The organism is Ruegeria sp. BHSB064 (assembly GCF_059613205.1).
On record NZ_JBXWSB010000111.1, the window covers coordinates 1 to 15,187 of the forward strand.

A 15,187-nucleotide genomic window follows, 5' to 3' on the forward strand; every position below is an offset into this window, starting at 1 on the left:
TTTCACAACCGGTTTTGCCACCGTCACGGGTGGAGGACCCTGCTGAGCCACAAGAGCGCCGGAGAGGGCGATCAAAAGAACAGTGGCGATGTGAAAAACCCTGATGATCATGCTCATGCCCCCGCAATTGAAGATGCCCTAAGGTCAAATCTGCCACCGAACACTTTAGAGTGTTCTAGCACAAAGGGTCTAGTTGATTTGATGTCAGTGATCATTCCGCTCCATTTTTGGGACACATGCAGCGAACTACGCCTGATTTATTAGCAGTGAGCGAAGTATTAGTTCCCGGCCCTTAGCTGCCCTTTAGCCTGGCCACCTGATGCGGCTGTGCGGCCCTTCAGAGGAGACATTCGCCACGAGCGCTATATCCAATTCTACCCGAATTCGTGGATTGTGGGACTTTTGCCTGTGGTCGTATTGAGAACAGACACGCATTTGGCGACATCTCTAAATGAAACGATGACCTCTGCTGAACCCATACCTCAATCTCCGGATCGCACCCTTGCCGGCGTTGCGCTGATGCTGGGGTTTTGCCTAACCGCTCCTTTGCTGGACGTGTCTGCGAAACTCGCGTCGACCAGTGTGCCGGTTGGGCAGATTACGGCTGCTCGGTTTGTGGTGCAATGCGCGCTAATGGCGCCTTTCATCTGGGTAATGGGGCTGTCGTTGCGCGTGGCGAAAGGTCAGGTGATGGTGCTGGTTTTCCGCTCACTGCTGCTGGTGTTCGCAACATTTTGCTTCATTGCCGCAATCCGGGTGATGCCCCTTGCCGATGCGCTGGCAATCGTGTTCGTTGCCCCTTTCATCGTCTTGTTGGTCGGCAAGTTCTATCTTGGTGAAGACGTCGGCCCGCGTCGCGTTGGCGCGGCGCTTGCGGGGTTTGTCGGGGTGTTGTTTGTCATCCAGCCCAGTTTCGCAGCTTTCGGCGCGGTTGCCATTATTCCGCTTGGCACGGCAGTTGCCTTCGCTTTCTACATTCTTTTGACCCGGGGGTTGTCGCGTCGCGTGCACACTGTGACCCTGCAATTCCACACCGGCCTGATCGCCAGCCTGTTTTGCATTCCAGCTCTAATTGTTGCGCAAGGTTCCGGTTCTGATTTGTTTGATCCCGTTTGGCCGACAGACATCGCGTTGTTGTGGCTTTTGGGCGCTGGCTTTTTCGCGACGGTGAGCCACATGATGATGACCTATGCGCTGTCTTTTGCGCCTTCTGTCACGCTGGCGCCGCTGCAGTATTTTGAGCTGCCGGTGGCGACCTTGTTCGGCTATCTTGTCTTCAACGACTTCCCGAACGCGCTTAGTCTGCTTGGCATTGCGATCATCATCGGTGCGGGGCTGTACATGATACATCGCGAAAGGGTCGCGGCCAGACAGTTGGTCACCGTGCGAGCCGTACCTCCAATCTAAGGCTACACGCCCGGCCCATTCTTGCCGTTCACACGGTTGTTCGTCTTCTGCGGTTGCAGCCCACATTGCCGCCATTCGCTGCGCTAGCTCGATCACGACGGCGGCAGATGTCTGGACGGCGGACAAAGGGAACTTTCACCGGGCAGGTGCCAAGGTCTGCTTCCGGATTTCTTTAAGATTTTCGAGCGTTTCTTCTTTGGCTGAATAAGGAGGCGATTGCGGCTTCAAAAAAACACTAATGTCGGCGATCTCGCTTATGCCAGCGTCGATACAGGCGTCCTTTGAAATATCTACTTGCCACGCCACAGCAACCAATACGTGACACCAAACGCCAGACCGAGTCCAGAATACCCAACGAAATAAAGCGGCTCCAGGTCCGTCGTATCGAGTGTAATGACCTTTCTGGCAACGGCCATCAGGGCAGTTGCAACTACCAGCTTCACATGTATGACATCGGCCGTCAGGTAGAGCGTGACATTCGTGTAAATCTCGATAGCGATCAGCACAACAAGCGCGGCCGCAAAAACCTCCAACAGAACACTGACGTCAAGAATCAGGACCGGTGGACTTACAAGCTTGATGTAGAACGAGTAACCGGCGTCGATGACGGCAAATCCGATCACAACGACCATGAACAAAGACATCACCCGAACGGCGTGTCGAATGAGCCGATTGCAGCTTCTGACAATCAGATCCTAATGGTCAGGGTCAAGCTCGACATGCGCTTGCGCATTGCGTTGCATCTGATCGGCCATCAAGACCTCCCTATTTTCGACGTTTCATAAAAAGTTCTTCAGCCAAACGTCAGCGCCCTCTGGGCAAGACGACCTGAGCCTGCAAACGCAAGCGAACGCCTTCGGCACCCACTTCGGGCGCTTCGAGCCAATAGCCCGCCCCCGCTTGCAGATTGACCGGCAGCGCCCCCCATTGGACCAGCTTGGAGACCGAAGCGTTTATAGGCACAGCCCAGGCATCAGTTTCCCAGTCATAGGCGCTTTCGCTTTGCAGCGAATAGGTCCACGCGCCTTCGGTGGAATAAGCAAGAAAGGGCTGGACAAAACTCACATTCGTGGGGGTGTCGGGGTTGCTTTCTAGATCCCACAGATGATTGGCCAGCGCACCATAGGTCCACGGACCGGTCTGTCGCAGTGCAATGCCGGTGATCCCAGCAGCCCATGTATCACTCGATACGTCGCTAAAGGTTGGAAAGCGCACAACGGGACCCACGCCCCACGTTATGTCCCCGGTTCCGATTGGCGAGAACCACGCAGAGAAAAGGATATCTCCGAACCCCTCCTGGCGTGTGCCCGGCACAACGTCTTCCTGCCAGATGTAAGGAATGATAGTTCGGGTGATCAGGTTAAGGTCATCGTTCAGTTGAAAGGGCACGACTGGTTGAAAGTTCAGCGTGGTGCGCGAGCCCTGATCAGAGACGCCCAGATTTTCATCATGGTTCAATTGAAACGGAACCGAGACGATTGCCGCAAGCGGGTTGGCCAGTTCCTGGGCCAGATCGGATGCCTCGTCTGCAACGGTTGTGGTTCCGGCACTGGCTGCAAAAAGCAGCCCCATAAGAGTATGGGATCGACGCATAGCCGTGTACTCCTTTTGAAATGCAGGTTGGGCGAGTGGCCTAGTTGATCGGCTCCAACTTCGGGAAGGTCCAATTGCCGTTCAGGATTGCATCCTCCGGCTCATAAAGGCGGATCGCATAGTTCCAGCCCGAAGTGATCGGCAGACAGTTCACGCGGCCATCGTCGCACCCACCGAAATGCAACGTGACCGAGCCGTCTTCTGCTGCTTCGGCTGTGTAACCGTTGTAGCTGTTTACGCCCAGATCATTGGCTTCCAGAAAGCCGTCACCGTTATAGACAGTCACCGACCAGAACGCCCGAACCGGCACATCCTTGACGGTTACCGCATGCGGTGTTTCGCCGTCATTCTGATCGACCGCGTCCAACAGATAGATCGCGGCCTCAGGCGGAAGACCGCCCCAACCCGAGAACGCACCGACCAGAAACTGAACCGGATCAATCTCGTCCTTTGTTCTGCCAAAGGCGCGGGCTGAATCGGTGCCCAGCAAGGATAAATCGTTTATCGCCTGACGCGCAGTGGCAAGTTGTTCGGTGTTCCAGTTGGGCGCGTCAAACGGGCCCGTTCCACCGCCGCTGACGACAATTCCATCCTGTGCCGCTTGCGCGGCGGCAATATCATCCGGGTCAGTCACATCGACGAATGTGCGAAACGCGATGAAACCAAAGCGCGTACCAAGGTCTTCCTGTGTGATTTGATACGTGCCGGGCTCTGCCTCGGCATACATGAAGTGGTCCTGATTGATGACATGCATCGAGATATAGCGGCCATCCGCTTTAGGCAGTGTCACTTCGACGGGTTCGCTCAAATCCAGCAGAATGCCGGAGTAGAGCGTGTCCTGGTTCATGCGGATGACGGGCTGGTTATCCGGTGTGGTGGCTTCGCGCATATGCCCCAATTCGCCAACAGCGAGGCCGAGATTGGCCATGTTGGTCCGAAACATGTGATCTGTCTCGGCGCGCACAAGGGTGTCGACGGTCACATCGACCATGTCTTCGGCCCAAACGCCTGTCGGGAGTGTAAGCGCGACTGTCAAAAGAAGCTTTTTCATCGTAAGCATCCTGTTGTTCAGTTTGCGGGTTCTACGGAGGGGAAGACCCAGCTTCCGTCGATGACCTCTGGGCCCGGCTGATAAAGGCGCACGGCATAGTTCCAGCCATCCATGATCGGGAGACAGTTCACACGTCCGTCGTTGCAACCGCCGAAGTGCACGGTCACACTGCCATCGTCATTCTTGGTGCCTGAGACCGAGTTGACCACATACGTGTCGAGGGAATTGAGTTCAAAAAACCCGTCTGCATTATAAAGGCTCACGGACCAGAATGCGTTCACTGGCACATCCGCCGGGACCTGGATTTTGTATTCCCCAAGCGGCAGGCCGGGCTCGATATTAAGATAAAAGGCCTCGTCTTCTGGCAGCCCACCAAAGCCGACTGCTGTGCCAAGGAAATGGCGTAATGGGTCTACATGATCTGCCTTACCAAAAGTCCGGACGCTGTCTGTGGCGAACCTGCCCAGCTCAATTGCGGCTTGGCGCAGCGCCTCAAAGCTCTCCGCGTCGTAATTGGGCATTTCGAAGGGCGTTGCGGAGGCAGCATCAATGGTGAACCCGTCCTGAATTGCATTGACCGCCGCAACATCCTTGGGGCTCTCGGCATCCACCAGTATTCTCATGAAAACAAGTACGTAGGGGGTATGGAATGTACCCATGTCAAGCTGGAACACACCGCCACCGTCGAACACTTCATTGATGAAATGATCCTGATTGACCACCATCGTCGTCATGTATCGGTCGCCCACATCGGGCAGAGTCAAGGTTGCGCCTTGGCTGATATCAATAACCGCAACGCTGTAGAGTGTGTCGCGATTCATCCGAATGGTGGGCTGATTGTCGATGGGGGTGGGTTCTTTGAAGTGAAAGAACTGATTTACGCCTCCGGCCAGGCCATTGTACGTCTTCAGTTCATTGTCTGTAGCAGCCCGAACAAAGTTGTTTATGGTAATGGGCACTTCATATGTCTCAGCAAGTGCATCGACCGTGGTATCAAAGCTCTGAGCGGTCGCTGTGCTTCCAATCAGGACAGCTAAAGCAGCAAGTTTCCAGCGTTTGTGCGTGAGATTCATAGTTTGCCCGCTCCACTAGCCAATTACAGAAATGCATTGCTTGATGGTCCCGGCACCTGATCAAAAGCGCATTCTCACGCCTCTCATTTTGTTGTTTTTTAAATGCTACAATTGGAGCCTTGGCCATCTCTCTCCAACAAACCACAAAGTTCGAATGTATGCCCTGACAGATTGGAGCGACCGCTTCCGAAAACTGGTTAAAAATGACAGGTAGCGATAGCGTTTCGGCCAACAACTAGAAACTCTCTTTGCATATTGACCCGGCGGCGGTCCTATTATTCGTGTGGTGATGTCAATCTCTTAGAGCGCACTCTCTGCGGGTAGCGTGGTTCAATTCGATTGAGCCCCTACCAGCGGGCACCTGACTTTTTTACCTCAAAAAGTGACTTCCGCTTTGACGCAGGTCAGGGACACAGAGCCGCGCTGGTCTATGCTTGACGTGCCCGACCTTTCAATTGCGGGGTCTTAAGGAGCTGTGATGACAGGGCATGACGCACATGCTCAACACAGAACACCGCCGCTTACACGCGGGCGGGTTATCGTGCCGCTTTTGCTTGCGTTTCAAGAATCCGGTCAATCTGTAGAAAGTCTCCTAGCGGAATTCGATCTATCCTTCTCGGAATTGAACGCTCCGAGTTGTTTCATTCCGCACGACACTGTCTATGCCGTGTTTGAAGCCGTCGCACAAAAGACATCCCCAGACTTTCCAGCACTTGTTGGTCAAACTTCAGATCCGACCGTTGCATCCCCATTCGGACAGGCCTTTCGCGTAGCAAAGTCGCTGGCCGATTTCATTGCCAGGTTTTGCGTTCATGCGGGAAACAACACAAACGCGGTCACCATGACACTCGATGTCTCTGGAGAGTTCGCCGTGCTGTCCGCCAAACGCAGGTTCACGCCATGCTGTTCGCCCGCCTATATGGATGCGTTTCAGATCAGCCGATGGGCTACGTTGCTGCATGAAACCGCAGGTCAGCGTTGGGAAGCAAATAAGGTTCTTGTGCGTGTGAACCGTCCTGATCTGCTCCCGTCTTACTTCTACGGTATCCGGGCGGTAGGTGCGGGCTCAGACGGGTATTCCATCCGCTTCCCAAGTGCCTGGCTTTTGTTTGAACTGGTTAACCGAACCGCGACCGAGTACGTGTTGACCACTCAGGACGAAAAAAACCCTGTACCTACAGACTTGTTGAGTTCGATCCAAAGCGTTGCCAACTCAAGGGTCGGGCGCACGGACTTGTCGGCTACGGCGCTCGCCAAGGCATGCGGTTTTCGAGGCGCGGTTCTCAACCGACGGCTTGCTGCCTATGGGACATCACTGTCGCGCATCGTCATCGAAGCCAAATGTGACCAGGCGAAACATCTGCTTTCCAAGTCTGAATTGTCGGTGGGCGATATCGCTGATCATTTGGGATACTCTGACGCGACGGCCATGACACGGGCCTTCAAGAAATGGACGGGTCAAACACCGTCAGAGTTTCGCGCCCGTGAAATGAATAGCGTTAAGGCATCTGTTCCGATACTCGACCCGGTCGAATGCGATTGTGAAACGTAACAGGACAACGGCGCGGCACATCTTTTGCCGCGCCTCGAACTCGGGATAGGCAAAGGGGGGAGCGGGCCATGGCGTGCTTAAAAATACGGTGTATCGCAAGCAGTTTTCTGGTTGCGGCGACGATGCTGCCCGGCGGATCAACAGCAGTGGCACAGGACTCCGACTGGAGTTTTTCCGGCAGCTTCTACATCTACGCGGCGGACACCAAGACAACCATTGGATCGCTGGAGTCGGAACTCAGCTTCAGTGAAGCGGTTGAAAACCTTGATCTGGCATTCATGGGTACACTTGAAGCGCGAAGTGGCCGGTGGTCGCTGATCGCGGACTACATGCGCACAGACCTGTCCTTTGACAATGACACTCCCGGCCCGGTGTTCAGTGGCGCTGAAACCAGTCTGAAGACGCAGTTTTTAAGTGGATATGCCGCTTACACGGCCTATCAAGACCAAAACCTGGCCGTCGATCTCGGTGGCGGGTTTCGCTGGTTTGAGACGAGCAGCACGATCACTCTGGTCGGCGGCCCCACCCCGGCACCAAGTTCCAGTGCCAGCGACGATTGGATAGACCCTCTGATTGCGGCCCGTATCCGGTATCAGATCAATGACCGATGGTCGGCCGTTGCCTTGGCCGACTATGGTGGATTTCGCTCAGATCGCGAAACCGCACAGTTTTTGGCAACGGTAGGTTATGCGATCGCTCCAAAGTGGAATTTGCGCGCAGGTTATCGCTACATCATGGTCGACAAAGGTGAAGTTGACAGCAGGTTCAAGCTCTCACAATTCGGACCCGTGTTGGGTGTGACCTACAGCTTCTGAGTAAGGGCATTATGCGAAAGGCGGCCATGCCGAACACAAACAGGTCTGTAGTATCGAAGTTGCGCCAAGGCGCGAGCAGCGGTGCCGACATGCTTGGGACCGACAATTGCAGCCGGATGCGAACAGTCGGACAAAGGCAATTCAGAAAAGGAACGACGAGGCGACTGATTGCCAGAGCTTTGCCTGCGGCAACCGTGTGTTCGTTCTGTGTCCTCGCTGCCTGCGGGCCAAACATCTATGACGAAATTGAACTGATGCCCTCCCCAACGGTCTATGCCGAGGCTGCTTTTGACCCTTACAAGGACATCACGGAAGACAATTTCGTGCAGCGTTCGCAGCTATTCTACGCTACAGATCGGCTGCCCGCGGTTCCCGGCGACCCACAAGCCTATTACAACAATGAGCGCGGTCACATTCTGCGTACCGGCATTGCCGAAGTGCAAAGCAACCCCCCATTGGCGACGTTGAAAAAGCTTCGCCACGTTACCATGACGCGCGACCGCGCTAAGGACTACACGCTCAGCTTGTCTGACGTACAAGAGATTGGTGTCATGCCGTTCAGTGTCACGCGCTACATGAACGATCCACCTTCGCAAAAGGAGATGAAGGCAGCCGGACTTCGGTTTGCCCAATGGATTGACGATCACCTTGCAGCCTCTCGCAACAAAGACATTTTCATCTATGTCCATGGCTACAATGTCGATTTTGATTACTCGACCCTTGTCTCCAAAGAGTTGCAACACTTTCTGGGCTATCAGGGCGCCTTCATCAGCTACAACTGGCCCGCTACACCCAATCGCTTGGCGTATTTTCGGGATCAGGAATCTGCATTGGCGACGCGCCGCAATTTGCGGTCTCTTGTCGAATACTTGTCGGCAAACACCAACGCCCGGCGCATTCACCTTATAGGATACAGCGCAGGCTCAAGGCTCGCATTTGAAGCCGCCTATCAGATTGCTTTGCGGCCTGGGCCAAAGCCGCGGCTGGGGCAGTTGATCCTGATCAGCAGCGATCTTGATCGAAGCTATTTCTTGCAATCAATTGAAGACGGCCTTCTGGATGCCGTTATAGGTGTGACACTCTATCAATCGCAGACCGATTCAGCGCTGGCGATGTCACGGTTGGTCTTCGGCCGCGACCGTCTGGGTCAAGTTTCCGATGAAGCAATAAATGGGTCTCTGTTCCAGCGCCGACTGTCTGAGATGAAAACCCTACATATCATCGATGTGACCGAGGCCGAAGCAGCCGATACAGGAAACGGGCATTGGTACTTTCGGTCTTCGCCCTGGGCCAGCAGTGACCTGTTCATTTCTCTGCTTACAGACCGAGATCCTCAAGCGCGCGGGCTTGTGCGTGCTCCGGGCGAAGCTGTCTGGAGTTTTCCACCGAACTATCCGCAGACACTAAAACGGTATCGAAATGGCAGCTAATACTGGGATTCCAACGGATGAGAACCATTTGAACCAGATTTTGATTATGTTCTATGAGCCTGACAACGCACCTAGAGTGCCAACGCAAAGCTGACGTTCGAGCAACGCGCAGCATCGGTTTAAGTGGGCTCGTCCCAGACCTCGGAGCAGATGCAACATAAGCCCCTACCCTGTTTTCCGCGACATACTCAACGGCCCATAAAAGACATTGGTCGCACCGTCAGGATGCCGCGTTTGCAAACTGCTTTCTGGACATTCGCTGCGCGAGAGTAATTTGGTGCCTGGATAACACGCACCTTGCCGGACCAAAGCGGTCAGACATAAGGTGTGACCGAACGTCAGCTTTTTTATTGATCAAGCCTGAGGCGCGAAATCACTATCGTCGCAACTAGGAGAATAGAGCCGCCGACTGTGAATGGCGCACCAACGGAAAACAGACCGACCAGCAATGCGCCCACAAATGGTGCGGTCAGCAGCGCCAACGTATTTGCGGCTTCGCTCAGTGCCGTTACCGACCCCATCCGGTCGGGCGAAACAGTATTTTGCAAGATGATGCGCACCGGGATCACGGCCATGGCGGACGTCAGTCCCAAAACAAGGAAGAGCAATATGAATGCCTGAAGGGGCATGGATGCGCTCAAGAGATCAAAGATCCCGAGCGTCAGGAGCATGCCGCCCCCGACAAACGTGCCGAACGCGATCCACCTTGGACCCTACGTCTTATGGCACGCACTCTATGCGGCGGACCAAGGTGGCACACATCTACAGGAAGACCGGTAACCTGCGAGCTGTTCAGTTGCTCCTCGGTCATGCCAAGATGGACAGCACTGTCCGCTATCTCGGGGTCGAGATCGAAGACGCTCTGGCGATCTCTGAAAGCGTGGAAATCTAAAAAGTGGGCTGCCTGCAATGGCGGCCCAAAGTTAAAGTTTTTCGAAGTCACCCGCGCTGCGCCGCAGTTCCTTGTAGCGGACATGGACGTGCACGAAATCTATCATCTCCCAAAGAGAAACCGATATACCGCAGCGCAGTCAAAGTTTCGACTATCTGTTTACGTCTTCTACCTTTTTCAATGGTCCGGTCTGTAAACGTAGGAATTATGAACGGCGGTTTCGCTCACAAGCCATCTCTCTATTTGCTATTTACGCGCCTTTGCAATTAGGCAAACCATATCAAGCAAGAGCGATGCCCCGGCCAAAGCTGTAATCTCAGCATGATCGTACGGAGGTGAGACTTCGACGAGATCGGCCCCGACAAGGTTGACCCCGTCGAGCTTTCGCACCAAAGACTGCCCTTGATAGGTAGACAGTCCTCCGCATACCGGCGTTCCGGTTCCGGGCGCGAATGCCGGATCAAGCGCGTCAATATCGAAGGTCAGGTAAGCAGGCCGGTCTCCTACGGTTTCTTTGATGCGCGCAACCGTTGCATCAATCCCGTTCTCGTGAACCCAATTTGCGTCGAGTACCGTGAACCCGTGGGTCTTTTCATTCAGCGTGCGCATGCCTACCTGTACTGACGTCTCAGAGGATATGATGCCTTCGACAGTGGCATGGTAGAACATTGAACCATGGTCGATCCGCTTTGGGTGTTCTTCCCATGTATCCGAATGGGCATCAATCTGGATCAGCGAGATAGGGCCGTGGCGTTCTGCCTGCGCCTTAAGGATCGGATAGGTGACCGAGTGATCTCCGCCCATCGTCAGAAGAAAGGCACCAAATTTCAGGATTTCCCGCGCTTGGTCCTGAATTTGCAGCGCAATCTGCTCTGGAAAGCCTGGGTCGATATCACAATCGCCGTAATCAACCATGTTCAGGGTTTCGAAGGGATCAAACCCCCAGGGCCAGGGCCCACCATCCCAGGCGAGGTTGGTCGATACAGCACGAATGGCACGTGGCCCGAACCTGCACCCCGGGCGATTGGTCACAGAGAGATCATAGGGAACGCCCCATGTAACCATATCCGCGCTCTTTAGATTGCGGGAATATTGTCGCCGGAACAGACTTGTCGCTCCGCTAAAGGTCGGCTCATACCCCATGCCCATTTCGTTTTGCGCCAGAAAGGCGCGGTCGGTTGAAGTCACCATTATTGGCTCCGTTGATTTTGATGGTTGCTGCCCGAGTGTCGGGGAATTGCAGTTCTTTCCCGCCTTTGCCGGGCTTGGCAGGGTTCAGGTGCCGGATTTTACATTCGTCCAAAGACGGTTGCGATTGCGCAGCGTTTTCGCGCCGACACTCAGATCAGGGAAGAGTCGTCTAAATGTCACCTCATCCGGGTAGATTCCCGGGTCGGTCAGAATGGCTTCCTCTACAAATGTATCTGCTGCGGAATTCGCATTCGCAAAATAGACGTAGTTGGACACTCCTGCGATGACATCAGGCCGCAGCATGTAGTCAATGAACCGATACGCTTCATCCGCCCGCGTAGAATCCACCGGAATGGACATGAGGTCGATCCACATCAACGTGCCTTCGCTTGGAATTGAATACAGAATTTCGACACCATTGCCGGACTCCATGGCACGGGCCTGAGCTATGCCGGCATCACCACTGTACATCACTGCCAAACAGGCATCTCCTCCGGGCAAATCTGTAGATGCTTTCTGGTTGTGAAAATAACGAATGGACGGTGTGACGGCCTCGAAGAGGTCCTGAACCCTTTCGAGATCGGCCGGGTCATCGGAGTACGGGTCAGCCCCGAGATAGTTCAGCGCCACCGAGACCATTTCTACCGGTGAGTCCAGCACGGCAATCCCACAGTCGGCAAGCTTGGCGGTGATCTGAGGATCAAAAAGAACGTCCCAGGATGTGATGACATCCGTGCCCAGCCGCTCTTTGATCATGGCCGGATTGTAGGCAAGCCCTACCGTGCCCCAAGTGTAAGGTACGCCCAATTGCCGGGCACCGGGCATACTTTCGAGCGACGCCAGAATTTTCGGATTGAGATTGTCGTAGTTGCTCAGGCGCGCTGGGTCGATCGGATGCAACGCCCCGGCCTGAAACTCTCGCTGCGCATTGGACGCGGCGGGGAAAACGACATCGTAACCTGACGCCCCTGTCAGCAGCTTGGTTTCCAGAACCTCGTTTGAATCGTAATAGTCCAGGCTGACATGTGTCCCGGTCTCCTTTTCGTAGTCCGAAATCGTCGTTTCGCCAAAGTAATCAGCCCAATTGTAGATTGAGAGGTCTTCGGCGGAAGCCGGAAAGGTAATCGCGAGGTTTGAGGCAATGGCAACAGCCGAAAGGCCAAAATGCGGTTTCATCGTATCTCCTCCTTGTTGCAGAATCTCGCCCTGAATTTTCACGCCCGGAGAGGCTTTGGTGACGAGGCACAGTCAGCACCCCGGGCGAGCGCTCTGACATCAACAATGGAATTGAATGGCCATCACTGTAAATTTGCGGTAGGATATATATCTTTAGTTATAGGAATTGGCTTTGTTACCAGACAGAGACGACATCTCGGCGGCCAAGTGGGATGAGACCTACGCAATCTTGTTGGAGCGGTTGGAAACAGACTTCTTCCCAACAGCTCTGAGGAAGATTCTGGAACTGCATGTCAATTTTGAAACGATGATCCTCACGCGGTATCAGGATCAAGCACCACCTGTCTCGCTTTATCACGATCTCGACGACGTGCAGGCGGCCATATCAATTCAGTTTTATGCAACCGGCCCATACCTGCTGGATCCGTTTTCGCAAGCGTGTAGATCGGGAAAAGAACCCGGCGCTTACCGTCTGGCCGATTTGGTCAATGAGGCGTTCTTTCGTTCAGAGTACTACCGCACCTTTTATCGCAAGGTTCGGATCAGCGACGAGTTGGGGGTGTTGATCAGACGAAACACCGGGGACTGGGTTGTAATATCCCTGTCGCGAGGCGCCCGTCAGCGCCGGTTTACCCCTGAGGATGTCGCGAAGATCAATTCCATCCATAAGACCCTGTCGGCCGCCGTTATCCGAAACTGGAATCTGAGTGGTGTCGAAGATCAACGGGAAGCCCTGAATCAGGTTGAGGAACGGTTGGCTGCGTTTGGGGCGGACAGGTTAAGCCCAAGAGAGGCCGAGGTCGTGCGCCTTGTTTTGCAAGGCCACTCAGCCGGCTCTGCTTCCGCATTTCTCGGGATCACCGAAGGTACAGTCAAAGTGCATCGCCACAACGCCTACTCCAAGCTAGGCGTCAGCTCGCAGGCAGAGTTGTTTTCCGCAGCCACACGATATCTGGCATCAAAGCAAACTTAGTCTTGGGAAGCTGACAGACTACAAAGTTATTCCGATTGCCGGAATCTGTTGAATTTGGCCCATTCCCGACATTGGGCATAACAATCATTTTCTGCGGTCGCAGCCCGCATTGCCGCCATTCGCTGCACAAGCAAAGTGAGGAGCCACTCGAACTCTCAGCCTAAAGGGCAAAGCTGACGTTCCATATGCAGTTTCGATTAACCACCTTGCTTGTCTTTTTGCAATTTCAATAATTCTGGTTAATTCTTTAAGAATTGTCTTTGGGCGTCAGCTCTTTCTCCGCTTCTATAGATACTATCCGAAGCTGCCATTCCTGCGTCCAGTACCAAGTACCTTGACTTCTAACCAGTGGAAGCCCAACGCGATCACACCCGCCACGAGAATGTAAAAAACCGCCAACAGGATGAGCGGTTCATAGATTATGAACGTGTCTGAACGCACCCGAGAAGATACTGCGTAGATATCGACAACGGTGATGGTCGCAACCAGTGGGGTTGCCTTCAATTGCAGGATGGTTTCACCACCCAGCGTTGGCAATACATTTCGAATTGCCTGCGGCAACCAGATACGGCGAAACATGGTTAGACGTGGCATGCCAAATGCCTTGGCTGCCTCAAGCTGGCCCTTGGCGACCCCTTTGAAGGCACCGCGCATCACCTCTCCTTCGTAGCCGGCATAGGACAACGTCAGCGCCAGTACTGCATAAGGCCAGGCCTGCCGCAAATAGGGCCACAACTCGGAAGAGCGTATCCAGGGGAACTGCGGAAACAAAGACCCAAGCCCATAATACAATAACCAGAGTTGCAGCAGCAGCGGTGTGCCGCGGATGATAGTGCAAAATGCCTTGGCAGGGGCGGCAAGATACCAAGGCCCAACCGCCTGTGCCAATCCAAGTGGAACGGCGAGTAGGAAACCCAAAACTACGGTGACCACCAACAGCCAGATTGTCGTCCAAATACCCTGAAGGGCGAGCGGCGCATATTTCGGGATCCAGTCCCACTGAAGAGAGACGGCGCACCAGACAACGATTCCAGCGAATATCAGCATCATCACAATGCGATGTGGTTGCATCAACGATCTGAAATCAATCATCTGCCCCCTCCTTTAAGGGAGGGTTGGCCGCGACGCGCCCATTTCTCAATCCGAGCGAAGATGCCGCCCGAACACAGCGTTACCATGAGATAAAGAAATCCCGCTGCCAGAAAGAAAGTAAAATAGGCGCGTGTACTGCTTGCAGCCTGGCGGGTTTCCAGTGTCAGCTCGTTGAAACCCACAACAGCGAGCAACGCGGTATCTTTGGTTGCAATCAGCCACAGGTTGGCAAGACCTGGCACGGCGAAGCTCATCATGGCCGGGATTGTCACGCGGCGCATGGTCATGAAGGCGGGCATACCGTAGGACTTGGCCGCTTCGATCTGACCGGGCGGAACCGCCTGAATCGCGCCGCGCAAAATCTCGGTCGCGTAAGCGCCCTGGACCACACCCAGCACCCATATGCCTGCGCCAACACCACTGACCTCAACCCGACCCCCGCCCATCGCGGCAGAGATTTTGTTTATGATGTCAGATCCCACGTAATACAGGATCAGGATCAGGACCAGCTCGGGCACGGCCCGGATCACCGTCGTGTAGATGGCGAGAAGATCGCGCGTGACCTTCCCGCCATAGAGTTTGCCATAAGCTCCGAACAATCCGATCACGAGACCGAGGGCGTAAGCGCCGAAAGCAATCTGCAATGAGTGGGACAATCCGCGCAGCAGATTGCCCCCCCATCCCGGTGGCGAGAGCGACAAAAGCTCTGCGCTCTGCGCCAATCCAAGTGAATCCAACAGTCCGTTCACGGCAGCGGCTTAGTAAATGCTGGCCGAGAAATAGTTCGAAGTGATCTTCTCGTGCGTGCCATCGGCAAGAATTGCGGCGATGCCTTTGTTCAGCGCCTCACGCAGGTCATCTTGCCCTTTGCGCACGCCAGCCCCGACGCCACGCCCCAGAATGGCGGGATCATCCTTCACGGCACCCTTGATTTCGCAACAG

15 protein-coding genes and 1 pseudogene are annotated in these 15,187 nt (G+C 54.5%); 6 read left to right on the top strand and 10 right to left on the bottom strand.

Features of this window, described 5'->3' with window-relative positions; all coding sequences use genetic code 11:
• Positions 1-459 precede the first annotated feature (459 nt).
• A complete protein-coding gene (locus AC2FNU_RS19845; protein ID WP_496791776.1) occupies positions 460-1,407 on the top strand; it encodes a DMT family transporter in 948 nt (315 codons plus the stop codon).
• A 290-nt stretch (positions 1,408-1,697) separates the two neighbouring features.
• On the opposite strand, the gene AC2FNU_RS19850 is transcribed toward AC2FNU_RS19845, so the two are convergent.
• The 4 genes from AC2FNU_RS19850 to AC2FNU_RS19865 form a co-directional block, all read right to left on the bottom strand.
• Complete coding sequence (locus AC2FNU_RS19850) at positions 1,698-2,051, bottom strand: phosphate-starvation-inducible PsiE family protein (RefSeq protein ID WP_170334894.1); 354 nt, start codon at positions 2,049-2,051, stop codon at positions 1,698-1,700.
• 160 nt (positions 2,052-2,211) lie between these two features.
• Positions 2,212-3,000, bottom strand: coding sequence for a transporter (locus AC2FNU_RS19855; RefSeq protein ID WP_170400928.1), 789 nt, complete (start codon positions 2,998-3,000; stop codon positions 2,212-2,214).
• 40 nt (positions 3,001-3,040) lie between these two features.
• Complete coding sequence (locus AC2FNU_RS19860; protein WP_170694911.1) at positions 3,041-4,051, bottom strand: DUF1254 domain-containing protein; 1,011 nt, start codon at positions 4,049-4,051, stop codon at positions 3,041-3,043.
• Positions 4,052-4,068: 17 nt separating this feature from the next.
• On the bottom strand, positions 4,069-5,124 hold the full coding sequence (locus AC2FNU_RS19865; RefSeq protein WP_170431627.1) for a DUF1214 domain-containing protein: 1,056 nt from the start codon (positions 5,122-5,124) through the stop codon (positions 4,069-4,071).
• A 478-nt stretch (positions 5,125-5,602) separates the two neighbouring features.
• On the opposite strand from AC2FNU_RS19865, the gene AC2FNU_RS19870 reads away from it, so the two are divergent.
• The 3 genes from AC2FNU_RS19870 (at position 5,603) to AC2FNU_RS19880 (ending at position 8,921) form a co-directional block, all read left to right on the top strand.
• Positions 5,603-6,676 carry an AraC family transcriptional regulator gene (locus AC2FNU_RS19870; RefSeq protein WP_170400930.1) on the top strand — a complete coding sequence of 358 codons (1,074 nt, stop codon included), beginning with the start codon at positions 5,603-5,605 and terminating at the stop codon, positions 6,674-6,676.
• 68 nt (positions 6,677-6,744) lie between these two features.
• Positions 6,745-7,491, top strand: coding sequence for an outer membrane protein (locus AC2FNU_RS19875; RefSeq protein WP_253282656.1), 747 nt, complete (start codon positions 6,745-6,747; stop codon positions 7,489-7,491).
• A 254-nt stretch (positions 7,492-7,745) separates the two neighbouring features.
• Positions 7,746-8,921, top strand: a complete 1,176-nt coding sequence (locus AC2FNU_RS19880; protein WP_496791780.1) for an alpha/beta hydrolase — start codon at positions 7,746-7,748, stop codon at positions 8,919-8,921.
• A 347-nt stretch (positions 8,922-9,268) separates the two neighbouring features.
• On the opposite strand, the gene AC2FNU_RS19885 is transcribed toward AC2FNU_RS19880, so the two are convergent.
• Positions 9,269-9,592, bottom strand: coding sequence for a hypothetical protein (locus tag AC2FNU_RS19885; protein WP_480473238.1), 324 nt, complete (start codon positions 9,590-9,592; stop codon positions 9,269-9,271).
• Positions 9,593-9,627: 35 nt separating this feature from the next.
• Between AC2FNU_RS19885 and AC2FNU_RS19890 the strand changes: the two are divergent.
• Positions 9,628-9,813, top strand: a pseudogene (locus tag AC2FNU_RS19890) (integrase); the annotation flags it as partial.
• Between the two features lie 246 nt (positions 9,814-10,059).
• Here AC2FNU_RS19890 and speB read toward each other — a convergent pair.
• Complete coding sequence (gene speB / locus AC2FNU_RS19895; protein WP_480473240.1) at positions 10,060-11,004, bottom strand: agmatinase; 945 nt, start codon at positions 11,002-11,004, stop codon at positions 10,060-10,062.
• Between the two features lie 84 nt (positions 11,005-11,088).
• Entirely contained in the window at positions 11,089-12,180 is a 1,092-nt protein-coding gene (locus AC2FNU_RS19900) for an extracellular solute-binding protein (RefSeq protein WP_496791782.1), read from the bottom strand.
• Positions 12,181-12,352: 172 nt separating this feature from the next.
• On the opposite strand from AC2FNU_RS19900, the gene AC2FNU_RS19905 reads away from it, so the two are divergent.
• The gene (locus AC2FNU_RS19905) at positions 12,353-13,153 is read left to right on the top strand and encodes a helix-turn-helix transcriptional regulator (RefSeq protein WP_496791783.1); all 801 of its coding nucleotides are present in this window, start codon (positions 12,353-12,355) and stop codon (positions 13,151-13,153) included.
• A 294-nt stretch (positions 13,154-13,447) separates the two neighbouring features.
• Here AC2FNU_RS19905 and AC2FNU_RS19910 read toward each other — a convergent pair whose 3' ends face one another.
• From AC2FNU_RS19910 to AC2FNU_RS19920, 3 genes are all read right to left on the bottom strand, one after another.
• On the bottom strand, positions 13,448-14,245 hold the full coding sequence (locus AC2FNU_RS19910; protein WP_480473246.1) for an ABC transporter permease: 798 nt from the start codon (positions 14,243-14,245) through the stop codon (positions 13,448-13,450).
• On the bottom strand, positions 14,242-14,994 hold the full coding sequence (locus AC2FNU_RS19915) for an ABC transporter permease (RefSeq protein ID WP_480473248.1): 753 nt from the start codon (positions 14,992-14,994) through the stop codon (positions 14,242-14,244). The genes AC2FNU_RS19910 and AC2FNU_RS19915 overlap by 4 nt, the downstream gene beginning before the upstream one ends.
• A 9-nt stretch (positions 14,995-15,003) precedes the next feature.
• Positions 15,004-15,187: transporter substrate-binding domain-containing protein (locus AC2FNU_RS19920; protein WP_496791788.1), on the bottom strand; the 184-nt coding region annotated here is incomplete at its 5' end.